Annotated in this window: 24 protein-coding genes and 1 other RNA gene; 12 read left to right on the top strand and 13 right to left on the bottom strand. The window is 72.3% G+C overall.

Features of this window, described 5'->3' with window-relative positions; translation table 11 throughout:
• Nucleotides 1–53 precede the first annotated feature (53 nt).
• Nucleotides 54–1736, bottom strand: a complete 1683-nt coding sequence (locus tag ACTWQF_RS13330; RefSeq protein ID WP_443279557.1) for a lipopolysaccharide biosynthesis protein — start codon at nt 1734–1736, stop codon at nt 54–56.
• Nucleotides 1733–3064, bottom strand: coding sequence for a glycosyltransferase family 4 protein (locus ACTWQF_RS13325; protein ID WP_443279834.1), 1332 nt, complete (start codon nt 3062–3064; stop codon nt 1733–1735). Before ACTWQF_RS13325 ends, ACTWQF_RS13330 begins: the two co-directional genes overlap by 4 nt.
• 257 nt (nt 3065–3321) lie before the next feature.
• Between ACTWQF_RS13325 and ACTWQF_RS13320 the strand changes: the two genes are divergently transcribed.
• A complete protein-coding gene (locus ACTWQF_RS13320) occupies nt 3322–3804 on the top strand; it encodes an adenylyltransferase/cytidyltransferase family protein (RefSeq protein WP_443279556.1) in 483 nt (160 codons plus the stop codon).
• Here ACTWQF_RS13320 and ACTWQF_RS13315 read toward each other — a convergent pair.
• The gene (locus ACTWQF_RS13315) at nt 3764–4537 is read right to left on the bottom strand and encodes a CDP-alcohol phosphatidyltransferase family protein (RefSeq protein WP_443279555.1); all 774 of its coding nucleotides are present in this window, start codon (nt 4535–4537) and stop codon (nt 3764–3766) included. The two genes, ACTWQF_RS13320 and ACTWQF_RS13315, sit on opposite strands and share 41 nt — an antisense overlap.
• A gap of 241 nt (nt 4538–4778) precedes the next feature.
• Here ACTWQF_RS13315 and ACTWQF_RS13310 point away from each other — a divergent pair, with 241 nt between their 5' ends.
• Genes ACTWQF_RS13310 through ACTWQF_RS13300 form a run of 3 tightly spaced genes read left to right on the top strand, consistent with a single transcriptional unit; the run spans nt 4779 to nt 9546 of the window.
• Nucleotides 4779–5723, top strand: coding sequence for a hypothetical protein (locus ACTWQF_RS13310; protein WP_443279554.1), 945 nt, complete (start codon nt 4779–4781; stop codon nt 5721–5723).
• 59 nt (nt 5724–5782) lie between these two features.
• Nucleotides 5783–6265 (top strand): hypothetical protein, encoded by a 483-nt coding sequence (locus tag ACTWQF_RS13305; protein WP_443279553.1) that lies wholly within the window; start codon nt 5783–5785, stop codon nt 6263–6265.
• Entirely contained in the window at nt 6262–9546 is a 3285-nt protein-coding gene (locus ACTWQF_RS13300; protein ID WP_443279552.1) for a tetratricopeptide repeat protein, read from the top strand. The genes ACTWQF_RS13305 and ACTWQF_RS13300 overlap by 4 nt, the downstream gene beginning before the upstream one ends.
• On the opposite strand, the gene ACTWQF_RS13295 is transcribed toward ACTWQF_RS13300, so the two are convergent.
• Nucleotides 9473–10336: a bifunctional DNA primase/polymerase gene (locus ACTWQF_RS13295; RefSeq protein ID WP_443279551.1), complete on the bottom strand. Its 864-nt coding sequence runs from the start codon at nt 10334–10336 to the stop codon at nt 9473–9475. The two genes, ACTWQF_RS13300 and ACTWQF_RS13295, sit on opposite strands and share 74 nt — an antisense overlap.
• Before the next feature lie 251 nt (nt 10337–10587).
• On the opposite strand from ACTWQF_RS13295, the gene ACTWQF_RS13290 reads away from it, so the two are divergent.
• The gene (locus ACTWQF_RS13290; RefSeq protein ID WP_443279550.1) at nt 10588–11460 is read left to right on the top strand and encodes a glycerophosphodiester phosphodiesterase; all 873 of its coding nucleotides are present in this window, start codon (nt 10588–10590) and stop codon (nt 11458–11460) included.
• A gap of 33 nt (nt 11461–11493) precedes the next feature.
• Here the strand turns inward: ACTWQF_RS13290 and ACTWQF_RS13285 are convergent, their stop codons facing one another.
• Entirely contained in the window at nt 11494–12111 is a 618-nt protein-coding gene (locus tag ACTWQF_RS13285; RefSeq protein ID WP_443279549.1) for a TetR/AcrR family transcriptional regulator, read from the bottom strand.
• 162 nt (nt 12112–12273) lie between these two features.
• Between ACTWQF_RS13285 and ACTWQF_RS13280 the strand changes: the two genes are divergently transcribed.
• Together ACTWQF_RS13280 and ddaH are read left to right on the top strand one after the other, a co-directional pair.
• Entirely contained in the window at nt 12274–12447 is a 174-nt protein-coding gene (locus tag ACTWQF_RS13280; protein WP_443279548.1) for a DUF6243 family protein, read from the top strand.
• Between the two features lie 112 nt (nt 12448–12559).
• Nucleotides 12560–13366, top strand: a complete 807-nt coding sequence (gene ddaH, locus ACTWQF_RS13275) for a dimethylargininase (RefSeq protein ID WP_443248920.1) — start codon at nt 12560–12562, stop codon at nt 13364–13366.
• Between the two features lie 262 nt (nt 13367–13628).
• Here the strand turns inward: ddaH and ACTWQF_RS13270 are convergent, their stop codons facing one another.
• The 3 genes from ACTWQF_RS13270 to ACTWQF_RS13260 form a co-directional block, all read right to left on the bottom strand.
• Complete coding sequence (locus tag ACTWQF_RS13270; protein WP_443279547.1) at nt 13629–14624, bottom strand: small ribosomal subunit Rsm22 family protein; 996 nt, start codon at nt 14622–14624, stop codon at nt 13629–13631.
• A gap of 69 nt (nt 14625–14693) precedes the next feature.
• Complete coding sequence (locus tag ACTWQF_RS13265) at nt 14694–15866, bottom strand: serine hydrolase domain-containing protein (protein ID WP_443279546.1); 1173 nt, start codon at nt 15864–15866, stop codon at nt 14694–14696.
• A complete protein-coding gene (locus ACTWQF_RS13260) occupies nt 15848–17191 on the bottom strand; it encodes a multidrug effflux MFS transporter (protein ID WP_443279545.1) in 1344 nt (447 codons plus the stop codon). Before ACTWQF_RS13260 ends, ACTWQF_RS13265 begins: the two co-directional genes overlap by 19 nt.
• 156 nt (nt 17192–17347) lie before the next feature.
• Here ACTWQF_RS13260 and ACTWQF_RS13255 point away from each other — a divergent pair, with 156 nt between their 5' ends.
• Nucleotides 17348–18226 carry an SDR family oxidoreductase gene (locus tag ACTWQF_RS13255; RefSeq protein WP_443279544.1) on the top strand — a complete coding sequence of 293 codons (879 nt, stop codon included), beginning with the start codon at nt 17348–17350 and terminating at the stop codon, nt 18224–18226.
• Nucleotides 18227–18366: 140 nt separating this feature from the next.
• Nucleotides 18367–18787, top strand: an RNA gene (rnpB, locus tag ACTWQF_RS13250) — RNase P RNA component class A.
• A gap of 42 nt (nt 18788–18829) precedes the next feature.
• Here rnpB and ACTWQF_RS13245 read toward each other — a convergent pair.
• From ACTWQF_RS13245 to ACTWQF_RS13235, 3 genes are all read right to left on the bottom strand, one after another.
• Nucleotides 18830–19240 (bottom strand): nitroreductase/quinone reductase family protein, encoded by a 411-nt coding sequence (locus ACTWQF_RS13245; RefSeq protein WP_443279543.1) that lies wholly within the window; start codon nt 19238–19240, stop codon nt 18830–18832.
• Nucleotides 19241–19396: 156 nt separating this feature from the next.
• Entirely contained in the window at nt 19397–20146 is a 750-nt protein-coding gene (gene erm, locus ACTWQF_RS13240; RefSeq protein ID WP_443279833.1) for a 23S ribosomal RNA methyltransferase Erm, read from the bottom strand.
• A 476-nt stretch (nt 20147–20622) separates the two neighbouring features.
• A complete protein-coding gene (locus ACTWQF_RS13235) occupies nt 20623–21141 on the bottom strand; it encodes a hypothetical protein (RefSeq protein ID WP_443279542.1) in 519 nt (172 codons plus the stop codon).
• A gap of 196 nt (nt 21142–21337) precedes the next feature.
• Here ACTWQF_RS13235 and ACTWQF_RS13230 point away from each other — a divergent pair, with 196 nt between their 5' ends.
• The 3 genes from ACTWQF_RS13230 (at nt 21338) to ACTWQF_RS13220 (ending at nt 23796) form a co-directional block, all read left to right on the top strand.
• Complete coding sequence (locus ACTWQF_RS13230) at nt 21338–21541, top strand: hypothetical protein (RefSeq protein ID WP_443279541.1); 204 nt, start codon at nt 21338–21340, stop codon at nt 21539–21541.
• Nucleotides 21542–21775: 234 nt separating this feature from the next.
• The gene (locus tag ACTWQF_RS13225) at nt 21776–23074 is read left to right on the top strand and encodes a radical SAM protein (RefSeq protein WP_443279832.1); all 1299 of its coding nucleotides are present in this window, start codon (nt 21776–21778) and stop codon (nt 23072–23074) included.
• A 110-nt stretch (nt 23075–23184) separates the two neighbouring features.
• Nucleotides 23185–23796 (top strand): dihydrofolate reductase family protein, encoded by a 612-nt coding sequence (locus tag ACTWQF_RS13220; protein ID WP_443279540.1) that lies wholly within the window; start codon nt 23185–23187, stop codon nt 23794–23796.
• Between the two features lie 25 nt (nt 23797–23821).
• Here ACTWQF_RS13220 and ACTWQF_RS13215 read toward each other — a convergent pair whose 3' ends face one another.
• Nucleotides 23822–24331, bottom strand: coding sequence for a DinB family protein (locus ACTWQF_RS13215; RefSeq protein WP_443279539.1), 510 nt, complete (start codon nt 24329–24331; stop codon nt 23822–23824).
• A gap of 90 nt (nt 24332–24421) precedes the next feature.
• Nucleotides 24422–24991 (bottom strand): Uma2 family endonuclease, encoded by a 570-nt coding sequence (locus ACTWQF_RS13210; RefSeq protein WP_443279538.1) that lies wholly within the window; start codon nt 24989–24991, stop codon nt 24422–24424.

Below are 24991 nucleotides of genomic sequence, written 5' to 3'. Positions count from 1 at the left end.
GGGGAGCAGTTCCCCGCGCCCCTTACGGGGCGCGTCCCCCATGCCAGGTACGCTCACCGGTCCAGCACCCGCAGGCCGACGCCCTCCCGCACGAACTCCCGCTCCGGCGGGGCCGCGGAGCCTCCGCGCTCCGGCGGGGCCGCCCGCGCAGCGGTGGGCTCACTGCCGGCGCCCTCCGCATGGAGAAGCGCACCGAGCACACACCCTCCGGCGCCGACGACCAACTCCCGTACGCGGGCCAGGTCGTCCCGCCGTACTTCCCGGGGGTCGCAGACGATCAGCACGCAGTCGACCCGGTCGATCAGCGCTATCGCGTCGGCGTACGACAGCACGGCGGGCGCGAGCACGAGGAGCACCGAGTTGTGCTCGTCGGCGTGCCCGATCAGCTGGGTGACGGCCGACGAGGTGAGCGCACGCGGCACCTTGCTGACCCGGTGGCCGGGCACCAGGTCGAAGACGCCGGACTCGCCCGCGTCGATGGGGACGCGGTTCCCGGTGGGCCAGCCGATGGTGCCGTGACCGGGTGCGCGGGCCCACCCTGGCTGGACTCCGTCGGCCTGCCGGAGCCGCTCGGTGAGGGAGGGGGTGCGCAGATCGGCCTCCAGCAGCAGCACTTCCTTGCCCATCTCGGCGAAGGACGCCGACAGGTTGACGGAGGCGGCAAGCGCCGTGCCGATGCTGCCGCGCGGCGGTACGACGAGGACGCGGCGGCGCCGCGCGAACGTCTCGTCGTAGGCGAGCCGGAAGGCGACCGAGCGGTACTCCTCCGCGAGCCGGCCGCCGGCGAGCAGCGAGCGTCGTCCGGCACGCTTCCCGCTGCCGCGCCGCCCGCGCGGCAGCGTGCCCAGCACGGGCGCGTGCAGGGCGCGTACGACATCTCCGGGGGTGCGGACGGCGGGGTCGAAGACGAGCCGTACCCAGGCGGCGAGCAGACCGAGACCGACGCCGACGGCCGCGCCGAGGCCGAGCATCAGCGGCAGCCCTGGCCCGGCGGGAGCGCCGGGCGGGGTGGCCTTGGTGACGACGCGGCCCGGGGTGGTGTCCTCGGCACGCAGGTCGCTGATGCTGCCGTTGATCTCGGCGATGCGGTTGACGACGGAGGAGTGCGCCGAGAGCGTGCCGTCGAGGGCGCCTTCCCTGCCGGAGGAGGCGATCTCCTCGGCGAGCCGGTCGCGCTCCTTGAGGAGCGGGGCGCGCTGCTTCTCGTAGGACTCGACCATGCTTGTGACGCGGCTGGTGGCGTCCTTCTCGCGGTTGTCGAGATAGGCCGTGGCGAAGGCGTTGGCCCTGCGCGCTGCGGTCCTGGGACTGGGCGCGGTGTAGGCGAAGCGCAGCATACGGGTCTCGGGCGGGTTGGTGACCTGGAGGTCGGCCGCGAGCCGCTGGGCGCCGGTGTCGGTGTGCAGTGTGCGCGCGGCACGTTCGGCGACGACGCTGCTGAGCGCGGTGCGCCGCTCCGAGCCCATGCTGGTCTCGCCGGGGGCCGTCTTCTCGCTGCTGCTGTCGATGGGCAGCGGGCGGACGGTGATCTCGGTGGTGGCGGTGTAGGAGTCGGCACCGCGTACGCCGAGCCAGCCGCCGCCGAGGACGCCCAGCACGATGCCGAGCGCTATCAGCCAGCGGTAGCGCAGCAGTTGGCGGAACTGGTCGCGGAGCAGATCGGGTTCGTCGTCGGCGGGGGCACCACCGCCCGGGGCACGCCCGGCCCCGGCGGCTGGTGCCCCGCGCTCGCTCACGCCGCGCCGCCCTGCTGCCGTGCCGCACCCGGGGCCGCGCCGGTCCGGATGCCGCGCCGGGGCCGTGCTCGGGGCCCGGTCCGGTGGCGCCCGGGGACGGGGGGCAGCGTGAGGGCTTCCTCCAGCAGCGCCGTCAGCCGGGCCAGTGCTGCCGTACGGCCGAGGTGCCCGGTGGCATAGGCGCGGCCCGCGGCACCGAGCGAGGCGGCGCCGGCGGGCTCGGCGGCGAGGGTGCGGAGGGCGGCGGCGAGCGCCGCGGGCTCCTCCGGCGGTACCAGCACTCCGGCGCCGGAGCGGCGCACTTCCCCTGCGGTGCCGCCGTCCGCGGCGACGGAGGCGACGACGGGGCGGCCCGCGGCGAAGTAGGAGGTGAGCTTGGAGGGGACGCTCATGTCGAGCACGGAGGCGCGCTGGGTGACGGCCAGTATGTCGGCGGCGGCCAGCACGTCGGGGAAGTCGGCCTCGGCGGCGGGCGGCAGCAGTTCGACGCCGGGCAGCGGTGCCGCCAGCTGAGCGAGGTGCTGCCGCTGGTTGCCGTCGCCCATCAGGACGATGCGTAACCGTTTCCCCGGCAGCGGTTCCTCCTGGAGCAGCCGGGCGGTCCCGATCAGCACTTCCAGGCCCTGTTTGAGGCCCATGTTGCCGGAGTGGAGCACGATCGTCTCGTCCCGCCGCCAGCCGAGCCGGGCCCGGGTCTCCTCCCGGGGCCGGGAAGGCGCGGCGATATGCGTCCAGTTGGGGACGGTACGGATACGGGAGGCGGCCACGCCCATGGCGGCGACGCGGTCGGTGAAGCTCTCGTGGATGACGCCGACGAGCGTGGCCGCCGCCAGCACCCGGCGCTCGACCGAGCCGGCGAGCGCGGCTGCCCGGTCGCCGCCCCGGATGCCGCTCTGCGCCGCCGCCGCGCCCATCAGGTCCTGCACGACGGGCACGAACGGCACCCCGGCAGCACGGGCCAGCCGCGCGCCGAGCACCCCGCCCGCGAGGCTGGGCAGTTGGGCGACGACCGCGTCGGGCCGCCCGCCCAGGCGGGGCGGAACCAGCAGCCCGTGGGCGAGGATGGACGCCTCGTACAGCGCCCGGCGCCCGGCGGTCTGCCGGGGCGGCACGGTGTGTCTGCGCCGGTGCACCCGCACTCCGGCCCGCTCTTCGGTCGCCCGCCAGATGCCCCGGTAGTCAGGGTCCGTACGCCAGGCGGGGTAGTGCGGCATACCGGCCAGGACGTGGACATCCCACCCGGGCTGTGCTGCCCAGTGTTCGGCGAGCTGCGCGGCATAGGGGCCTATGCCGGCCTGCTCGGGTGCGTAGTTGGTCGATACGAGCATCACGCGGCGTCCGGGCACCCTCGTGCGCCGTTGCCCGGGCGCGGTGCCGCTTCCGTACACGGTGTCGTTTCCGGGCACAGCGTCACTGTTCACCATAGATCCCCCCACAGGATTCCCCGTGTGCAGCGTAGCGCCTGTCGTGCACGCTTTCGCCAACCTGTCCCAGTTTCTTGCGGGTTGTGGTTGCATGCAGCGATGTACGGCGGCCGGGGAGGGCCGCCATACATCCAACGGCACTCGCCCTGGGGGGATTTCGCATGACCCACACCGTCGGCTACGCGCCCGGTGCCTACGACCTGTTCCACGTCGGCCATCTGAACCTGCTGCGGCACGCCCGCTCCCGGTGCGACTACCTGGTCGCGGGCGTCGTCTCGGACGAGATGGCCGAGCGCGCCAAGGGCCGCCCGCCCGTGATACCGCTCGTCGAACGGCTGCAGATCGTCCGCAGCATCCGCTTCGTGGACGCCGCGTTCGTGGAGACGGTGCCCGACAAGCTGGAGACGTGGCAGCAGGTCAGGTTCGACGTGCTGTTCAAGGGGGACGACTGGCGCGGTACGCCCAAGGGCGAGAAGCTGGAGGCGGATTTCCGCACCGTCGGCGTAGCGGTCGTCTACTTCCCGTACACCATGCATACGTCCAGCACTCAGCTGCGGCGTGCACTGGACGCGCTCGCCGCGCCCGCGGGCCCGCCGGAGTCCGTCACCCCGGAGGTGGGGCGGACAGTTCCCGGAACCATTTGACGGCGAACGCCACGAGGAACAGCGCGTAGCAGCCGAACAGGACGGCGTACCCGGCCCGGAACAGCCCGGGGGCGCCGAGCAGCAGGAAGACGGCGCAGAAGACGCCGTAGTCGACGGGCAGCAGCGCGAGGGCCCGCAGCGGCGAAGGGGGCCGGCTGGGGGTACCCCCAGCGGTAGCTGGGGGAGCGCCCCCGCCGGGCTGCCGGGGCCGGAGCTTGTCGGTGAGCAGACCGCCGAAGAAGATCAGCACCGCCACGAGCTGGAAGGCCAGCGGCAGCAGCAGCCAGCCCTCGCCGGGCAGCTCTGCGAAGCGGTGGAAGGAGATCAGCACGGCCGAGTGCAGCCCGGTGATCTTGGCGCAGTCCACGACGTGGTCCAGCCACTCCCCCGCCGGGCTGCCACCGCCCCGTAGCCGCGCCAGCTGCCCGTCGGCGGAGTCCAGCGCGAAGCCGACCACGAGCGCGGCGTAGACGCACAGCCCCAGCGTCCACGACGGCCGTACCAGCGCAAGGGCCGCCACCCCCGCGAAGCTGCACACCGCGCTCGCCAGCGTCACCTGGTTCGGGCTGAGCCCGGCCCGGTGCGCCGCGGCGGCGAAGAGACGGCCGAGTGGCCGGTTGACGTACCGCGAGTAGAGCGACACGCCTTTTGCGGTCTTCTGCGCCGCCCGTAACTGGCGCAGCGCCGTGCTGAACGATTTGGTCCCCGTTGCCGATTCCGTACTCCGAGCCATGGTCCCCCCTCGAGCCCCCATTGATCGCACTGCCGTCCGGCGGCTGGGTAGGGGGTGCCCCTGCCGACCACCGCAGGCTGCGGGCGCGTTGTGGCTTGTCGCGCAGTTCCCCGCGCCCCTGGCGGGGCGCACGCCCTGGACCATGCAGGATAGGGTGCGTTCGCCGACAGCACCGGGAGGGTGGGAACAGGTGAAGGGGTTGAGGGCTGGCAAGCCCCCGCGCATACCGTTGGCAGCGGCCGTGACGACCGGGGCGCTGCTCGCCTCGCTCACGGGCTGTGTGACCGTGCACGGCGAGAGCGCCACGGTCCCCGCGTTGAGCAAGGCCGAGGCGGCGAAGGTCCTCACCACCTTCGTCGAGAAGAACAACCGGGCCAACACCGCCTACGACGCCCGGCTCAACGCCACCATCGAGTCGGGCGCGCTCGGCGCCATCGACCAGGCGGGGCTCAAGTCCCGCAAAGAGGTCGACCCCAAGGGCAACCCCGACTACAAGCCGCTGAAGCTGACCGACACCCGCTATCTGATCCCCGAACAGGCGGGCTGGCCGAAGTTCTTCGTCACCGACTCCCGCAGCAACCGCAAGGGGCAGGGCCGCTGGCTGTTCGTCTTCCAGCGGGACCGGGCCGACGGGCCGTGGAAGGCGTCGTACCTGGCGGTTGTCGGCCCCGACGAGATGCCCCGGTTCACCCGCGACGAGCAGGGCCATGTGAAGGCCGTGCCGGTGGGCGGCGCCTCGGGGCTTACCGTGGCGCCGGACCGGCTGAGCGAGCGCTACACCCGCTATCTCCAGGAGGGCTCGGGCACCGACTTCGCCCCGGGGCCGCATACGAGTGAGCTGCGCGAGAAGCGCGAGATGGCGCTGAAGCGCACCAGCGTGCGCAACGAGTTCGCGGACCAAGCGGCGCAGCCGCCGCAGTTCGCACCGTTCGGGCTGCGCACCAAGGGCGGCGGGGCGCTGGTGTTCTTCACCTCGCACCACCACCACAAGCAGACGCTGCCGCGCGGCTACAAGCCCCAGATCAAGGACCCGCTCGTCAAGGCGCTGATGTCGGGCAGCCCGAAGCAGTCGGTGACCTTCGAGCGCGTCTCCGAACAGGCCGTCACCGTTCCGGGCAAGCGCAAGCAGGGCAAGGTCACCTTCCTGAGCCGCATCGAGGGCCTCACGGCGGCACGCGGCAGCTGAGCCGCCTCCGGATACCCGTTTCCCCGTACGCCCGTACGGGATTGCGGCACCATGGAGGCGTGACGAGGAGATCGCGGGTCGTGGTGGGAGCAGTTGCCGTCATCTGCGCCCTGGTATCGGTGGGCCTGGTGGTGCTGGTCGTGGTCAGGGACCTCAACACCGCAGGTCAGGCAGCGGGCATCGTCGGATGCGTGGCCAGCCTGGCCGCGTTCGTTCTGTCCCTCCACGCCCTCTACCGCTCCCCCGCCACACCTCCGTCCGGAACGAGGGCCGGGGCCGGAGCCCGGACCGCTCCGCACTCGGTCACCGCTGCCGGCAGCATCGGCCGGGCCGTCACCGGAAACGACAACCGCCTCCCGGGCCCCGCACCGAGCCCACCCGTACCGCCCGTCGTACCGCCCGGAAACAGCGGGAGCGGCCAGACGGGCGCCGCGCCCACGTCCGGGCCGCGGAGCGCCCCGCACGCAGCCGGCGAACGTGGCGTCAGCGCGGGGGGCGACATCGGTGAGGCCGTCACCGGGGACGGAAACACCGTCGAATGAGTCCCCGCCTGCCGTGGCCGGGGAAGAACACCCCGCCCGCCGACTCCCCCCAGGCGCCGGGCCCTTCGTCCGGCCACCCGGAGGCGAGCGCCTCCGGTGCGCCCGGGAGCGGCGAGCGTGCGGTCGTCATCGGAGGCGACGCCGAAACCGTCATCACCGGTGACGGCAACACGGTGCTCACGGCCGGCAGGAAGGTGCCCCCTCACCTGCGCGATCCCGCACGGTGGCCGCTCGCCGAGGCGTGGGAAGCGCTGGCTGCGGGCGTGCACCGCGCGCGCCCCGACGCCGCCGACAACGCCGTGCCGTCGTATGTCCCCCGCGACATCGACGCCGAGCTGCGACGGCGACTGGCCGCAGCCGGGCGCGACGGCGGAATGGTGCTGGTGCTGGGGGATTCCACTGCGGGCAAGACCCGTGCCGCCCATGCGGCTGTTCAGGCCGAACTCCCCGGACACCGCGTCTTCGCCCCGCCCGTCGGCACCGACCTCCCGGCGGCGGTGGAGGTGATCGAGCGCACCGGCGTGGCATGTGTGGTGTGGCTCGACGATGTCGAGAAGTACCTCGGTCCCGGCGGACTCGATCCAGCGCTGCTGGCGGAGCTGACACGGCTGCGGTTGCCGATTCTGGCCACCATGCGCACCAGCCAGTACGCGACCTACACCCGCGCCCACGGGCGGGACGCGGACGGGGACCGGGCCGAGCAACTGGCCGTGGACCTGGGGGCGCGCGTGCTGAACCTGGTACAGCCCGTGGAGATGGACCGCGTCTGGAGCGAACAGGAGCTGGAGAGGGCGCGGGAGAGCCACGATGCGCGGATCACCGACGCGGCCGCCCACCACGGGCCCCACGGCATCGCCGAGTACCTCGCCGCCGGGCCGGCGCTGCTGGCGGAGTGGCGGCGTGCCTGGCACGCGGGCGGGCACCCGCGCGGCGCGGCTCTCGTCGCGGCGGCCGTCGACCTCGCCAGGACCGGGCTGCGTCCGCCGTACCGCACCGCTGTGCTCGCCGAGTTGCACCGCCACCACCTGAAGGAACGGGGCGGACCGCGGCTGCGGCCCGAGCCGCTGGAACAGGCTCTGGAGTGGGCGGGGAAGCTCCGCTACGGCACCACGAGCCTGCTGATCCCCGCAGTCGGCGACGACGACTGCACGGAGGAGGCGTGGGAGGTCTTCGACTATCTCACCGACCACACCACCGGCCCGCTCTCCGAGGTCGTCTGGAACACCGCGCTGGAGCACGCCGTCGATGGCAACGAGCGCGTCACCATCGGGTCCCACGCCTACCTGAACGGTGCCATGGAGGCGGCCGAGGCAGCCCTGAGGCCCGCGGTCGAGGCCGGAACCGGCCATGCGGCCAACAACCTCGGCATCCTGCTCACCGACACCGGGCGCCCGGAGGAAGCCGAGCGGATTCTCCGTCCCGCGGCCGAGGCCGGGGACCACGATGCGATGAACAGCCTGGCCAGTCTGCTCTGCCGGACCGGACGTTTCGATGAAGCCGAGGCCATCTGGCGCACCACGATCGACGCCGGGTACCCGGAGGACGCCCTCAACCTCGCCGTCCTGCTGGACATCACCGGCCGCATCGAGGAAGCCGAAGCCATCCTCCGCCCCCTCGCCGACGCCGGGAACAGCAGAGCCGCCTACAAACTCGGCTGCCTGCTCCGCGCTGCCGGCCGCCCCGGCGAGGCCGAAACCGCCCTGCGTACTGCGGCCGACGCCGGATATCCGGATGCCGCAGGCGCCCTCGGAATCCTGCTGTGGGACGAGGGGCGACCCGAAGAAGCCGAGCCGTTCCTGCGCACCGCCGCCGACTCCGGTGACACCGACGCCGCCAACAACCTCGGCAACGTGTTCCACATGACCGAGCGGACAGCGGAGGCCGAACAGCTCTACCGCACCGCAGCTGACGCCGGAAGCCTCGGGGCCGCCGCCAACCTCGGCATCCTGCTCCGCAGGACTGACCGCACCGCCGAAGCCGAGACCGTTCTGCGCACCGCCGCCGACGCCGGACACCCGGCTGCCGCAGGCGCCCTCGGAATCCTGCTGTGGGACGAGGGGCGACCCGAAGAAGCCGAGCCGTTCCTGCGCACCGCCGCCGACGTCGGCGCTGTCACCGCCGCATCCAACCTCGGCGCCTTCCTCCACGAGACGGGGCGCGACGACGAGGCCGTGACCGTGTGGCGTACCGCGGCCGACGCCGGAGACCTGGATGCCGCCAACAACCTCGGTACCGTGCTGTGGAACGCGGGGCAACTCGCCGAGGCCGAGCCCTTCTTGCGCGCCGCGGCCGACGCCGGGTACCCCGACGCCGCCAACAGCCTGGGGCTCCTCCTCGTCCGGCGCGGGCGGCTCGCCGAGGCGGAGCGGGTCTGGCGCGCCGCGGCCGACGCCGGGGACACCGTCGCCCTCACCAATCTGGGCAACCTGCTGTCCCAGACAGGGCGCCACGGGGAAGCCGAACCGCTCCTTCGCACGGCGGCGGACGCCGGGAGCCTGGACGCCGCCAACAACCTCGGCGCGCTGCTCCACCGGACCGGCCGCCTCGACGAAGCCGAACCCTTCCTCCGCACAGCGGCCGACGGCGAACACCTCGCAGCCGTCAAGAACCTCGGCACCCTGCTGCTGCAGACCGGACGCACCGGGGAAGCGGAGACCTGCTACCGCACCGCGGCCGCGGCCGGACACCCCGGCGCCGCCTTCGACCTCGGCCAGCTGCTGCACGAAGCCGGACGGCTCGACGAGGCCGAAGCCGCCTGGCGTTCCGCTGCCGACGCCGGGCATCTCGGCGCCGCCAACAACCTCGGCAGCCTGCTCGCCGATACGGGACGCTCCGAGGAGGCCATGACGGTCCTGCGCGCCGCAGCCGAGGCGGGGCACCCCGTCGCCGCCTACAACCTCGGCGATCTGCTCCACGACGCGGGACACACCAAACAGGCGAGGCTCTTCTTCCGCACCGCCGCCGACGCCGGACACCTCGGGGCCAGCTACCGCCTCGGCGACCTGCTCCACCAGGCCGGACGGACGAAGAAGGCCGAAGAGCTCTACCGCGCAGCAGCCGGCGCGGGACATTCCGAGGCGGCCCGCGCTCTCGCCGCCCTGCTTCGCCGGACGGGCCGGGCAGAGGAGGCCGAGGAGGTGGAACGGCAGGCGGCACAGGCAGGGCAGCCGACGGCGGGGGGAGCGTTCAGCCGACCGGGCGCTGCGGTCAGCGCACCGGCCAGGGCGCCGGTTCGTCCAGACCCTCCACCGTCACGGCGTACTCCGCGCAGGCATCGGTGAGGGTTTCCAGCAGGGCGAGGGGTTCGGGCAGGAGGCTTCCCGGGCGCGGGGGGTGCAGCCAGCGGACTCCCTCGGCGGAGTCGGACAGCCGCGAAGGGGGCAGCAGCACATAGCTGCCCCGGCAGTGCCAGCGCAGGCCGGGGTGCTCCTCCATCGTCTCCGGATGGCTGTCCAACTCGCAGGGCCACCACTCGTCCTCGTCCTCGGGCGTGCCCCGGGTCTTGGTGAAGAAGAGCATCCGGTCCCCGCCCAGCAGCGCGACAGGTCCCAGTGCCGACTCGTCGCCGGGCTCGGCGGCAGCCTCCTGCTCCTCCAGCCTGGCCAGCGCCGCATACCCCGCCTCGGCGGGCACGTCCAGCACATCGTGGGCGCGACCGGTGGCGGTGATGAAGTTGGCGTCCGGCTCGGCCCGCAGCCAGCGCTCGATCTGGGCGCGCTCGGTGGTGGCCTGGGTCTGCCAGGCGAAGGAGACGGGGTGCCTGCCGGGGGTGGGGCAGCCGATTCGTACGCAGGAGCAGCCGTACCCGGACGGATGAGCGGCGGGGGCCAGCGGGAACCCGGCCTCGGCGGCCGTGAGCAGGAGGGTTTCGCGGTCCCGGGCCGCTTCCGCGGCCTCGGCGGCCGGCTGGCCGCCCCGTCCGCCCCAGCGCCGTCCCCCGGAGCCACGGGCCGAGGCCGACCGCACCTCGGACCCTGCACCGGGCCGTGCGGCCCCAGTGCCCTGAGCGCGCTCGGCGGCGCGCTCGGCCCTACGGCGCAGCCATTGGGCGATCCTGCTCTCGCGTTCCATCTACCGCCTCACTCCGCGTCCGAGAACCATGAACTCCGAGGGTACGCAGCCCTGCGGCGCGCTGAGGGGGAATCCACGGATCACGGATGTCTCTCCTCTATCCTGCGCTCCCCCCTGGGCGGTCCGGTACGCGGGGTCGGATGCGTCACTCCTGAGGGCCACCCGGCCGGACGCCCCGCCCGGCGCATCGCCCCACTCGCACCTAGCTTGGGGCTATGGTCACAAAGGCGGTTTTTGTACCGATTGCCCCGATGATCGCCCTGACCCTCGCCACGGCCCCGGCCACTCCGGCGACATCGGCGGGTGCGGTCGGCCGCGCCGGTCCGGCGTTCGCCGCACCGGGGGCATCTCCCGACCGAAGGCCGGGGGAGGCATCCCGCGAGGGCGTGCCCCGAGGCGCCCGGCTTTCCGGCACCACCTTCACCGCACACCGGGGCGGCTCCATGGAGGTCCCGGAGAACAGCATGCAGGGGTTGATCGCGACCCAGCGGCGCGGATACGCCCGCGTCCTGGACGCCGACATCCGCCGACTGCGCGACGGCATGCTGGTGGCGATGCACGACGCGACGCTCGACCGCACCACGAACAAGCACGGCCAGGTCGGGGCGCTGGACTGGAAGGCGTGGCAGAAGGTGCGGCTCACCCCCAAGCGCAGCCTGCCGGGGCAGTGGCGGCGCGAGCGGCCCCCGGCCGCCCGGGAGATCCTCGACCGCTTCGGCGGCCACACCCTGCTGATGCTGGAGCTGAAGGACCCGGCGGGGCTGTCCCGGCTGGCCCGGCTCATCCGGAACCGGCACCTGGCCCGCTCCGTCCTGGTGGAGTCCAACGATCCGAAGGTGGCGGCCAGAGCCCACAAGCGGGGCCTGCTGACCGGCGTGTGGCGGTCGGCACACCAACTGGCCCACGATCAGCCGAAGCGGTGGAAGAAGTACGTGACGATGCTCAGCGTCGACCACCGGACGGCCAAGCAACACATCCGCAAGGCCGTACGTTCGGGCATCACCTATGTGTGGTCACACACCGTCAACACCCACGCGACCCGCGACCGGATGCTGAAGCTGGGCTGCGACGGCATCGTCACCGACCGGCCGGGCAGCCTGGCGTTCACGGGCGTCCGGCCGTAGGCCGACGGCAGCGCCCCCGGGACGGCACCCGGCTCAGTGCGTGCCGCCGCGGGGAGCGAGGGCACGCAGCACCAGCTCGACCAGCCGGTCGGTGAACTCGTGGGTCAGCGGCCCCGAACGGTTGAGCCAGCGCTGCTGGAAGGGGCCGAGCAGCAGTTCGACGGCGAGGTTCAGATCAACGTCCGGGTCGATCTGCCCGGCTTCCTGCCCGGCGCGCAGCCGCTCCTGGTACACCCTGAGACCCGGCTCGTTGAGACGGGTGACGAACTGTTCCGCCAGCGCGGCGTCGGCGGCTGCGGCGACGGCCAGCGCACGGTAGGGCGCCTCGAACGCGGCGTCGGAGAACTCGTCGGCAGTGGCCCGCAGCACCGTCTTCAGATCGGCCTCGATGTCACCGGTGTCGGGAAGACCGGCGTCGTAACCCTCGTCGTGGACGACCTCCGTACAGGCGTCGAGCAGCACGGCGGCCTTGGAGGGCCACCAGCGGTAGATCGTCTGCTTGCCGACCCCGGCCCGGGCGGCGATCGCCTCGATGGTCAGCTTCGGATAACCGACCTCGCCGACCAGTTCCATGCTGGCCTGCAGGATCGCCTTACGGGAGCGCTCGCTGCGGCGCGAGACGTCGGGGCTCTTCGCGGTCATGGGTGACATGCCACGAATCTAGCAGCGGAAAGAGACGAGACGAACCGTCTTGACAAGACGATACGTCTCGCGGCACTCTCTGAGAGTCCGCAGCGAGACGATACGTCTCGGACTGCACCTGACTGTCCCAGCGGCAGAAGCTGTCCCGGCAACGGAAGAGGAGAACGTTTCATGAGCAAAGGACGCGGCGGAAAAATGCTCGGCGTCGGCGGCACCCGCGCACATCTGTCCCGCAAGCAGTTGCGGGGCACCGGCGGAAGCGGCGGACACGGACCGGGCGGCAGCACCGACCCGCTCGCCCAGAAGCGCGAACTGCTGCGCAGGCTGCGGGAGTCACGCGAGTAGGGCGGACGGCTCCGGTGCGGTACCCCGCACTTGACCGGCAATCCATACAAACAGGCTCCTCAGGGAGCACCATGGGCACACCGCATCACGCACGTTCCCTGAGGAGCCTGAGATGTACGCAACCCGTCGCTATCTGATGTGCCCTCCGGCCCACTTCCGCGTCACGTACTCCATCAACCCCTGGATGGACCCCGGCAAACCCGTTGACCTCCCCCTCGCGCTCGCCCAGTGGGAGGCCCTCCGCGACCGCTACCGGGCGCTCGGCCACACCGTCGAGATCCTCGACCCGGTCCCGGAGCTGCCCGACATGGTCTACGCCGCCAACGGTGCGACCGTCGTCGACGGGAGAGTTCTCGGCGCCCGGTTCGCCCACCCCGAACGCGCCGGGGAGGCGGCCGCACACCGGGACTGGTACCGCGCGCACGGATTCACCGACGTCGCCGAGCCCGCCCACATCAACGAGGGCGAAGGCGACTTCGCCGTCACCTCCTCGTGGCTGCTGGCCGGCCGCGGCTTCCGCAGCAGCCCGCTCTCGCACGGCGAGGCCCAGGAGTTCTTCGGCCGCCCCGTCATCGGCCTCGACCTGGTCGACCCGCGCTACTACCACCTCGACACGGCCCTGTGCGTGCTGGACGCCGAGACGGACGACGTGATGTACCACCCCGCCGCCTTCTCCCCCGGCAGCCAGGCCGTACTCGCCCGGCTGTTCCCCAACGCCCTGCTCGCGGAGGAGTCCGACGCCCTTGCCCTCGGCCTCAACGCCGTCAGCGACGGCCACCACGTATTCCTCCCCGAAGCCGCCACCGGTCTCTTCGCCCCCCTGCGGGACCGGGGCTACGAGCCCGTCCCCGTCGACCTCACGGAACTGCTGAAGGGCGGCGGCAGCGTCAAATGCGTCACCGCGGAGCTACGGCTGTAAGAGCCTGACGTGGTGGTTGCGGCCGCCTCGCATCCCGCCGGACCCTCGCCGTGGTGGCCCGCGCCGTGGCGGCGGTCAGTGGCCTGGGGCTGACACCCCCAGGCCCAACCGTTCGGGCGGTCCGGCGTCCGGGCGGTCCAGGCATCGACAGCCCCACCCTCCCCACCCCCACCCGGCGCTCGCGGACGGGTGGGCGGGTGGGCAAAAGGGCCGCGACCACACGGCGGGACAGGAGGCGGGCCCGCGCCATTGGGGTGCGGAATCAGGGGTGGGCGGGCGGGAAAGGCGCGCCCCAACCCGATTTGCGGGCAGCGCGATACGCGGAGCCCTCCCGCTTGGTGACGGCACGGCGCCGCAAGCCGCCCCCGCCCTCGCCCTCGCAAAGATCCAGCAGCACCTGCCCCTTACGGAGCTGCGGCTTCCGCACGATGCGAGCTTCCGAGGGGGCACCCGGGACCATGTCGCGAACCGCCACCACGTAGCTGAACTTCTCGTCCTCGTAGGGCAGCTCCCCGCCCTTGATCCGCCGGTGCAGCGAGGACCGGGCGACCCGCACCGCGAAGTGACACCAGTCCTGTCCGGCCACTATCGGGCAGGCCGCGTCGTGCGGGCAGGGCGCGAGCACCCGCAGCCCGGCGGCGATCAGCGCCTCGCGGCCCTCCCGGATACGCAGATAGCCGTCCGGCGTACCGGGCTCCACCAGCACCACGGCACCCCGCGCAGCACGCGCCGCCGCGTCCACGACGGCGCGCCGGTCCTCGTCCGCGAGCTCCCCCAGCACGTAGGAGACCGTCACCAGATCCGCGGGCTCCCATTCCGGCGCCGTGCCGCCGCGCAGCGAGCCGCGACGCCATTCGGCCTCACCCAGCGCGTCCACCCTCGCCGCCAGCCCGCGGCCGAGGGCCAGGGCGGGCTCCGCCCAGTCCAGGACGACAGTCGCAGGTGCCGTGTCCCATACCTGTGCTGCCGCCCACACGGCGGCGCCCGTACCACCGCCCACGTCCAGATGGCTGGCGGGCGTCCACTCCGGGGCGCGCTCGGCCAGCGCTTCCAGCGCCGCGGAGGCCGCGGCGAAGGTTGCGGGCATCCGGTAGGCGGCGTACGCGGCCGCGTCGGCGCCGTCCCGCAGTACGGGTGCGCCGGTGGGCGTCTCGCCCCGGTAGTGGGCGATCAGCCGCTCGACTGCGGCCGACGCCTGCCGGGCGGGCAGCCCGTCCAGCGCTGCGGCGAGCGCGCCGCGCAGTTCTTGCTCGATCACTTCGACAGTGTAAGAAAACCGGACGCCGATCCGAGGGGGCGTGCCAGCACCGGCTCGGGCCGGCGGCGTTCACAGCACGGCTCGGGCCAGCCGGGTGGCCGCCGCGGCGCGGGGGCGGCTGTCGGCGGGCCGGCGTACGGGGTGGACGGTGTTGGCGAGCAGCACCAGGAAGGTGTCGGTCGCCGGGTCGAGCACCAGGCTGGTGCCGGTGAAGCCGGTGTGCCCGGCGGCACGGGAGTCCGGCCCGGCCAGCTCGCCCATGAACCAGGCGGCGCCGGTCACAAAGCCGAGCCCCGGCGGGCCTAGGAGCTCGGCCACCGAGGAGGGGGCCAGTATCCGCGCCGGCCCGTAGGCGCCGCCCGCGAGCAGGGTGCGGCACAGGACGGCGAGGTCGCGCGCTGTGGAGAAGAGCCCGGCATGCCCCGCCACACCACCCATGGCGTAGGCGTTCTCGTCGTGGACGCGGCCGTGGATCAGTCCGCGGTTGACCTTGGCCCAGGGCTTGCGCTGGTCCTCGGTTGCGGCGATACGGGAACGCCAGGAGCGGGGCGGGTTGAAGCGGGTGCGGTCCATGCCGAGCGGCGTGGTGATGCCTTCGCGTACGAGTACGTCCAGCGGCTGCCCCGTCGCGTGCCACAGCACGCTTTCGAGCAGCAGCAGGTTGAGGTCGGAGTAGACGTACGTGGAGCCCGGCTCGGTCAGCGGCTTCTCGGCCCACAGCAGGGCGAGGTGCTCGGCGGTGTTGTATTCGTAGAACGGCAGTTCGGCGCGCAGCCCGGAGGTATGGGTGAGCAGGTGGCGGACGGTGATGCCGTGGTCGGTGACCAGTCCGGCGCGCGGGTCGGCGTGGTCGACGAGGGGCGCGTCGAGGTCGAGCGCGCCGCGCTCGACCTGCTGCAGTGCGGCGACCGCGGTGAACAGCTTGGTGAGTGAGGCCAGGTCGAAGACGGTGTCCGTCCGCGTCGGCAGCCACTTCTCGTGCGGCAGCTCCACCGGCAGCCCCGCCTCGGGGTCCCAGGCGGCGTACCGCAGCGCCCACCCGGTGGCGTGCTCCAGCGCGATGTACGGGCCGCGGCCGGCCAGCGCGACGGCACCGGCGCACCAGCCCGCGCCGGGCAGTGTGTCGGTCTCGTCGGCCAGCGCGGCAAGCTGGTCGCTGTCGAGCCCGGCCTTCTTCTGGAAGCGGCGCCGCGCCTCGGCACCGTCCAGCGAGGCCACGCTCCTCAGTCGCGTACGCGCCATGGACGGCAGAGTCCCACGAAGGCGAGCACGGCGAGGGCCACCGCGCTGAGCTGGACGAGCGCCATGGGTACGGCGGTCTGCTCGCCCGCGACACCGACCAGGGGAGAGGCGAGCGCTCCGGTCAGGAACTGCGAGGTGCCCAGCAGCGCCGAGGCCGAGCCGGCCGCGTGCGGAGTCCGCAGCAGAGCCTGGGAGTTGGCGTTCGGCATGATCAGGCCCATGCCGGACATCATGACGCACAGCCCGGTGGCCAGCGGCACCAGCCCGACGTGTCCGAAGATGCCGCTGGTCATCAGCAGCAGCGCCACGGTGGCGGCGCCGGCCATGCACAGCCCGAAGGCCAGCACCCGGTCCAGGGAGACGCGGCCGACCAGGATCTTCCCGTTGAACTGGCCGAAGGCGACCAGCCCGATCGAGTTGACCATGAACAGCAGGCTGAAGGTCTGCGGCGAGGCGCCGTAGATCTCCTGGACGACGAACGGCGAGGCCGCGACGTAGGAGAAGAGCGCGGCGAAAGCGAAGCACGCGGTGAGCAGATAGCCGGTGAAGACGCGGTCGGCGAGCAGTCCGCGCATGGTGCGCAGCGCGTCGGGCAGCCCGCCGCGGTGCCGGTGCTCGGGCGGCAGCGTCTCGGGCAGCTTGCGCAGGACGACGAGGGTGAGCAGCAGACCGATCCCGGCGAGGATGCAGAAGACACCCCGCCAGTCGGTGAAGCGCAGCACCTGGCCGCCGAGGACCGGCGCGAGGACCGGCGCGACGCCGGAGATCAGCATGAGGGTGGAGAAGAACCGTGCCATGGCCAGCCCGTCGTACATGTCACGGACGACGGCACGGGCTATCACGATGCCGGCGGCGCCCGCGAGGCCCTGGGCGAGCCGGAAGACGGTGAGGGTGGCGGCGGTGGGCGCCAGCGCGCAGGCGATGCCGGCGACGACGTAGCAGACCATGCCGATCAGCAGCGGCCGGCGCCGTCCGAAACGGTCGCTCATCGGCCCGGCGACGAGCTGCCCGACGGCCAGCCCGATCAGGCAGGCCGTGAGGGTGAGCTGCGCGCTGGCGGCGGGAACATGGAGCGCTCCGCTGACCTCCGGGAGTGCCGGGAGGTACATGTCGATGGAGAGGGGCGGGAGCGCGGTCAGCCCGCCGAGGATGAGGGTGAGCAGCAGTCCCGCGCGGCGCCGCGGCGTCATGGGAGCCTCTCCCGGCCGGGGGCTGCGGGAGGGTGCGGGGGCGGTGGTTTCCGCGGCGGGCTGCGCGGCGGGTTCCGGATGCTGCGAGGGGTCGGCGGTCAGTGCGGCCGGTTGCTGGGGGCCGGGCTTGGTCATGCACCTCTCCAGGAGATTGTCACGGGCCCGAACATTCTCCCAGGGATTCCGGGAACGGCCCACACGTTTGTTCCCCAATCGGCCGTCCGGGACGGCATTCCGCCCTCCGCCGACGACAGTTCCCGGCCACCCGGGAGCCGCACGTACGCTGCGCTCATGACGCAGCAGAACCACGAGGCACACGGGCAATCCACCGGTACGGCGGATACGGCCGGTCCGTCCGGCACGGCCGGCACGGCGCCCGGTACGCAAGAGGCGTGGGCCGCGGCCGGAGCGGCAGCGGGGGCCCGGGTCCCCGGTACCGCTGTGGTGACCGGTGCGGGCTCCGGCATCGGCCGCGCCGTCGCCCTCACCCTCGCCGACGCGGGCTGGACGGTGGTCCTCGCGGGCCGCCGCCCGGAGACGCTGGAGCAGACCGCGCAGCTTGCCGGGGGCGCCGCCACCCGGTGCGTCCCCACGGATGTCACGGAACCGGCCGCGGTCACGGCCCTGTTCGACGCGGTACGCGAGCAGGAGGGCCGCCTCGACCTGCTGTTCAACAACGCGGGCACGTTCGGTCCCGCGGTATCGCTGGAAGAGCTCTCCTTCGAGGACTGGCGCGGCGTCGTGGACGTCAATCTGCACGGCGCCTTCCTCTGTGCCCAGGCCGCCTTCCGGCTGATGCGCCATCAGCAGCCGCAGGGTGGCCGCATCATCAACAACGGCTCCATCTCGGCGCACACCCCGCGGCCCGGCTCGATCGCCTACACCGCGACCAAGCACGCGATGACGGGTCTGACCAAGTCCCTCTCCCTGGACGGCCGCCCGTACGACATCGCCTGCGGCCAGATCGACATCGGCAACGCCGCCACCGAGATGACGGCGGCCATGTCCCAGGGCGTCCCCCAGGCGAACGGCAGCCGCGCCCCGGAGCCGACGATGAACGCCGAGGACGTGGCCCGCACCGTGCTGCACATGGCGTCCCTGCCGCTGGAGGCCAACGTCCAGTTCGCGACGGTGCTGGCGACGAAGATGCCGTACATCGGGCGGGGCTGAGCCGCGCCGCCGAGCGGACCTACCGCGCACCGGACGGTCTGTCCCCGCACGACCTGTGGCAGCGCTGAGCTGACGGCCGGGTGCCCGGCGGCCGGGGCCGGTCGCAGGGCACCCGGCGGGTACGATGGCCACACGGCGGACGAGCCGGCCGGGCGGTCGCGTCGAGGGTGTTTTCGCACTCTCGCCGAGGAACGTCCGGGCTCCACAGGGCAGGATGGTGGGTAACGCCCACCCGGGGTGACCCGCGGGAAAGTGCCACAGAAAGCAAACCGCCGGGGCTGTGCTCTCTCAAGAGAGGGCGGTCCTCGGTAAGGGTGAAACGGTGGTGTAAGAGACCACCAGCGCCCAGGGTGACCTGGGCGGCTCGGTAAACCCCATCCGGAGCAAGGTCAAGAGGGGCCGCGGTCGCGGCCCTGCGCGGACGACCGAGGGCGGCCCGCCCGAGTCCGCGGGTAGACCGCACGAGGCCGGTGGCAACACCGGTCCCAGATGGATGACCGCCACCCCGGCAGCCGCAAGGCCACCGGGTGACAGAACCCGGCGTACAGGCCGACTCGTCCGCCCTTCGGCTCTTGCCGCCCGGCCCGCCGGGCGGCTCGCGGCTCAGTCGTCGTCGAGGTCGACGCGGATCGTGAGGAGTTGCGTTCCCACCGCGCGGACCACGGTGCTGTTGCCGCGGGGGAGGGTGGCGAGGCGGGCGATCGGGTCGTCGTCGGGGAGCAGGTGGGCCGTGCCGGTGTGCCAGCGGCCGGAGAGACGGACGCGGACCCGCGGCTCGGCCTGAATGTTGCGGACGTACTGAGATCTGGTGCCGTACTCGGACACCAGCCAGAAGTGCTGGCCCTCGCGGCGCCCGCCGACCGGAGTGCGGCGGGGCTGCCCGGAGACGCGGCCCGTGGTCTCCAGGAGGATCTGGCCCGGCAGCCGGCGGGTGAGCGGGTTGACCACGCGGCGCTGGAGCGCCGTGACGGCTCGGAACTTCCGTCCGCCCTCATGGTCGGCGTCGCCTGTCATCCCGTTCCTCCGTTCGCTGAGCGGCCCCACCGCGCTGTCGGCGGGGCCTTCCGTCCACACGCAGCCAGCATGATGGTTACGGATGACCAGAGTCTGGCACCAGGCACTGACAGCGGCCGCCGTCCGCCAGACCGAGGCCGAGGCCGGGGCCGGAGGTCACCGGGGCGCCGGACGCTCCGTGAGGTGGAACAGCTCCGCCCACTGCGCTGCCGTCAGCGACTTGGGCAGCGCGCCCGGTCGGATACCTTGGCCACGCAGCCACTCCAGGACCCGGCCCCGGGGCGGTCGGGCTCCACGCCCGCGGCCACGTTCGCGTTCCTGTACGGCCAGCGGGACGATCTCGGCCAGACCGCGGCCCGGCCCGGTGAAGACGCGGTGGACGAAGTCCTGGTAGCGGTGCCGCTCATGGGCCTCCAGCAGCGGCTCGGTGCGGCGGGTGAGCGTCATGAGTCCGCCGTCCACCCCGGGCCGCGGCCGGAAGGCCGTCGCCGGTACGCGCTGGACGAGCCGGAAGTCGTACCAGGGCCACCACTGCGCCGTCATCATCGTCGCGCCGCCCACACCGGCCCGACGCCGGGCGACCTCCCACTGGACGAGGAGCACCGCCTCGGTCCAGCCGGGCGCGTGCAGGATGCGGCGGAGCATGGCGGTGGTGTGGTGGAACGGAAGGTTGCCGACGAGGACGTGCGGAGTCCGTGGCGCCTTCCAGCGCAGGAAGTCGGCGTGCAGAACGGTGGTCGAGGCCGCCGTACGCCGCCGGAGGCGGTCGGCCGTACGGGCGTCGGCCTCCAGAACGGTCAGCGGCCGGCCGAGTCGTTGCAGCGGGAGCGTCAGTGCGCCGTCGCCGCCGCCGATCTCGGTGACCGGGCCCTCGGTGCGCGCGACGAGGGAGACGAAGGTGCTGATCGTCGCCGGGTCGGTGAGGAAGTTCTGGCCGAGCTCGTGACGGCCTTCGTGCCGGCGGGTCCGGTGGTGCCGGGTTTCGTGGTGTCGGGTTTCGTGGTGTCGGGTGCTGTGCCTGGGCAACGGGTTCTCCGCGGCTTCGTGGGGAAGCCGGGCAGCACGACGGGCCGCCCGGCGCTGACGCGCTGAAGCGGCGGGGTTCTCCCGAATGCGTCGGAGAGTGGGCCGCCGCTAGGGGCGGCGGATCCGCGTGATGGCGCAGCACGCGGCGCAGGAACAGGCCGCGCAGGCGCAGGAACAGGCCGACATGGGGCGCACTGTAGGCGCCGTATGCGAGAGCGCCAACCGGATTTCGGGCGCTTCGGCACCGTGGGGCCATGAGGGCTGTCGCCACGTCGGGCCTCGGCACACAGGAAGGGCGCGGCTCCCACGTAGGCCGCGCCCTTCGGCTGTTTGCGGCTGCCTGACGGCAGCCGGGGTCACATTCCGGGCATGTGCCCGAGGCCCATCGGCCGCATGTTGTCCTGCATGCCGCCCATCGGGCCCATCCCGCCCATCCGGCCCTGGTCGGCCATCTGCCCCTGGTCGGCAATCGGGCCCTGCTGCGGCGCGGCCTCCTGCTGGCCCTGGTGCTGCTGCGGCGGCATGGCCTCCTGCTGACCCTGCTGCGGCGCAGCCTCCTGCTGGCCCTGGTGCTGCTGCGGCGGCATGGCCTCCTGCTGCGGCGCAGCCTCCTGCTGGCCCTGGTGCTGCTGCGGCGGCATGGCCTCGTGCTGGCCCGCGGGAGGCTGGGCGCCCTGGTCCGCCGCAGGGTCCATGGCGCCCTGGTTCTCCTTGGACTGCTGCTGCTCCTGGGGCTCCGGAGCCTGCTGCGGCTGAGCCGAGCCGTGCTGGTCACGGCCGTGCTGGTGTTCGGGGCACGCGACCGCGGAACCCGCGGCGGCGAGGATCGCGGTGGTGGTCAGTGCGACGGCTGCGAAGGCTGTGCGCTTGAGCATTGGGGGGTGCCTTTCTCGTATTGCCCCGGTGGGCCTGGTGGACCACCGAACAGGAGCGGGCTGCCCCGGTCGCGTACCGGTCATTCGGAACATATCCGCACTTCACTCGATGATCCGTCACCCAGACGGAACCCCTGACCCTCCCGTACCACCCTCCACAGGTGCGGACCGTTGGCCACAGTTGCACGCTGGAGTTATGACCCCACCCATCGTCGTACACCCTCCGTCCGGCACCAGCGGACGGAAAGTGACCGCTCATACCGAAAGCCTCGGGTACGCGCACCGGCCCGAGGACGTCTTCGAGTTCCTGCGCCGCGCCGGTCTCGATCCTGCCGACATCCAGCTGGACGATCCCAACCTCATCGAGTGGCGCGGCGGCGGCCCCGACGTGTGGGGGTGAGCGTCCCGGCACACCGGGCCAGACGTACGGAACAAGAGGCAGGTGTGTGGCTCTTTCGGGCGCGGGAGTACCGTCAGGTATGCCCCCGGGCCGCGAAGTGAGGAGCTTGATCACACCATGCCGCCAACGCCGACTCCCCTGCCGATGCCGTCCCCCGTACCGTCGGGGCGGGGCCGGCAGGACCAGCGGGACCCCCGGGAAGGGGCCGACCGGACCGCACTGGTCGAGGACCTGATGGAGCGCTTCCCGCACATCCCGCGGGAGGCCGTGCTGAAGGAGGACCTGCTCCGGGGCGGGATGGCCTTCGACGACTCGGCGCTCAGTGACACCGCCGACAAGGCGACGGGCGAGATCAAGCCGAAGTCGTACTTCATCTTCTCCTTCGACCACCGCACCCTCCCCGAGCTGGGCGAGGCCGCGCTGCGGCGGCCGCCGGAGGAGATCGTCCTGACGGGCGGCCCGTACGACCTGAGCCGCACCGTCGTCTCCGTACGGGTGAACCCGTCCTCGCCGTACCGCGTCCGCGCCGGCGAGGACGGCACTCTCGGCCTCTATCTGGACGGGCGGCGGATCGCCGACGTCGGTCTGCCGCCGATGCCGGACTACTACCGGCACACGCTCGCCAACGGGAAGTCCGTGATGGAGGTGGCGCCCACCATCCAGTGGGGCTATCTGATCTATCTGACGGTCTTCAGGGTGTGCCAGTACTTCGGCGCCAAGGAGGAGTGCCAGTACTGCGACATCAACCACAACTGGCGCCAGCACAAGGCCGCAGGGCGCCCGTACACCGGGGTGAAGCCGGTCGAGGAGGTCCTGGAGGCGCTCCAGATCATCTCCGACCACGACACCCTCGGCGCCTCCAGCGCCTACACCCTCACCGGTGGCTCGATCACCTCGCAGGTGCAGGGCAAGGACGAGGCGGACTTCTACGGGCAGTACGCCAAGGCCATCGAGGAGCGCTTCCCCGGCCGCTGGACCGGCAAGGTCGTGGCGCAGGCGCTGCCCAAGGAGGACGTCCAGCGCTTCCACGACTACGGCATCCGCATCTACCACCCCAACTTCGAGGTGTGGGACAAGCGGCTGTTCGAGCTGTACTGCCCCGGCAAGGAGCGCTACGTCGGCCGCGAGGAGTGGCACCGCCGGATCCTGGACTCGGCGGAGGTCTTCGGGCCACGGAACGTGATCCCGAACTTCGTCGCCGGGGTCGAGATGGCGGAGCCGTTCGGCTTCGGCTCGGTGGACGAGGCCATCGCCTCCACCACCGAGGGCCTGGACTTCTTCATGTCCCACGGCATCACCCCGCGCTTCACCACCTGGTGCCCGGAGCCGACGACGCCGCTGGGCAAGTCGAACCCGCAGGGCGCCCCGCTGGAGTACCACATCCGGCTGCTGGACGCCTACCGCGCGGCCATGCAGCGCCACGGGCTGTCCTCGCCGCCCGGATACGGCCCGGCCGGCGCGGGTCGCGCGGTCTTCTCCGTCAGCTCCTTCATGGACACGCTGCCTGCGGAGGAAGGCGCGCCGGTCGCATGAACCGCGTGGTTCGCCGCCGATGAGTTCTCCTGAGGGCTCCGGTCTCTTCCTACGGGAGGGACCGGAGCCCTTCCGTACGAGGAACTCCGAGGAACAAGGAGGCGAGGACCATGGCGAAGCTGACACTGACCACCTTCCTCACGCTGGACGGTGTGATGCAGGCACCCGGCGGCCCCGAGGAGGACCCGCGCGACGGCTTCGACCTCGGCGGCTGGGTGGTGCCCTACGCCGACCAGGCCATGGGGGACCACGTCACCACGTGGTTCGAACGCGCGGGCGCCTTTCTGCTGGGGCGGCGCACCTACGAGATCTTCGCGGCGTACTGGCCGCAGGTCAGTGACGAGGAGGACCCGGTCGTCGCCCGCCGGCTGAACTCGCTGCCCAAGTACGTCGCCTCGACCACGCTGGAGCACGCCGACTGGCAGGGCACCACGGTGCTCGGCGGCGACGTGGTGGACGCCGTACGCGAGCTGAAGCAGCAGCCGGGCGACGAGTTGCAGATCCACGGCAGCGGCGTGCTGGCCCAGTCGCTGATGGCGCACGATCTGATCGACGAGTACCGGTTCCTGGTCTATCCGGTGGTCCTGGGCAAGGGACACCGGCTCTTCCCGGAGGGCGCCGTGCCCACAGCACTCCGGCTGGAGGCCACCGACGCGCTCCCCTCGGGCGTCACGATGCAGACCTACACCCCGGCCGGGCGGCCGACGTTCGGGTCGTTCTGAGGGCTCTGCCGCTGTGCTGCGGCCGTCAGCGGCCGGTGGCGCCGTCGGTCTGCTCGCGGAGGATGTCGGCGTGGCCCGCGTGCCGCCCGGTCTCCTCGATCATGTGGACGAGGATCCAGCGCATCGTGGGCGGTTCGGCATCGCGCATATGGCGTGCGCCCCGGCGGCCGAGGTCGTCGCAGCCGGCGATGATCTCGTCCGACTCGCGGATCGCCTCCTGGTACGCGGCGATCAGCGAGGCGCTGGTCTCGCCCGGCGCGGGCGGCTCGTCGTCGTCCAGGCGCTTGTCGCGTCCGGCGTACACATAGCTGAACCAGTTGCGCTCCACCCGGGTCAGATGCCTGACCAGGCCCAGCAGGCTGGTGCCGGAGGGGACGCCCGGGGCGAGGCCCACTTCGTCGGTGAGCCCGGCCGCCTTGGCGATCACCGCCTCCCGCAGATAGCCCAGGAACGCCGTCAGGGTCTCCTTCTCGCCACCCGCCGTCTCGGGGGGCCGTACGTCGCCGCGTGCGGAAAATCCGGTCACATCAGTCATGCCGCCGACTGTAACCAGAATTGGCTGGCGGGGGTGCGGTGCTGCTGGTTGGCTTCCGGGGTGACCGTCACCCCGGAAGTCCCTGTGCCGCTACGCGAAGTCGGTTGTCTCCAGCGTCATGGAGAAGGGCTCCGGGAGGGCGATCTCCTTGCCGAACGGCATGGTGACAACTTGTTGGTAGTCGTCGTTGTCGGGCTCGCTGAAGAGGGTCACGGCACCTCGCTCCCGGTCGATGAGGAGATAGAGGGGGATGCCGCCGAGGGCATAGCAGTGGCGCTTCGCTTCCCGGTCCCGCTCGGGCTTGATCGACGTCACCTCGGCCACCATGGCCACTCCGTCACCGGGCATCCATGGCTTGGCGCCGCGGAAGAGACGGCGCTCTCTCGGGACCCACGTCCCGTCCGGAATCACGAAGTTGGGCAACTGGCCGGTGCCGCTCCCGAGCCGCAGACCTTTGTGTCCGGAGAAGTCCATCTCTGTCGAGGACTTCCAGATCACCTGGTCCAGCACCAGGCCGAGGCAGTGCTCGTGGCTGCCGGGGGGCAGGGGCTTGACGACGATCTCGCCGTCGAGGAACTCCGGCCGGCACCACTCCGGGATGCTCATGGCCATAAAGCCCTCCAGCAGCAGCCCTTCCTCCGTCGTTGCCCTCGCCCTCAT

Origin of the sequence: Streptomyces sp. 8N114 (assembly GCF_052245835.1) — a bacterium.
Taxonomy (GTDB): Bacteria; Actinomycetota; Actinomycetes; order Streptomycetales; family Streptomycetaceae; genus Streptomyces.
This window is presented reverse-complemented; position numbering and strand designations above follow the sequence as displayed.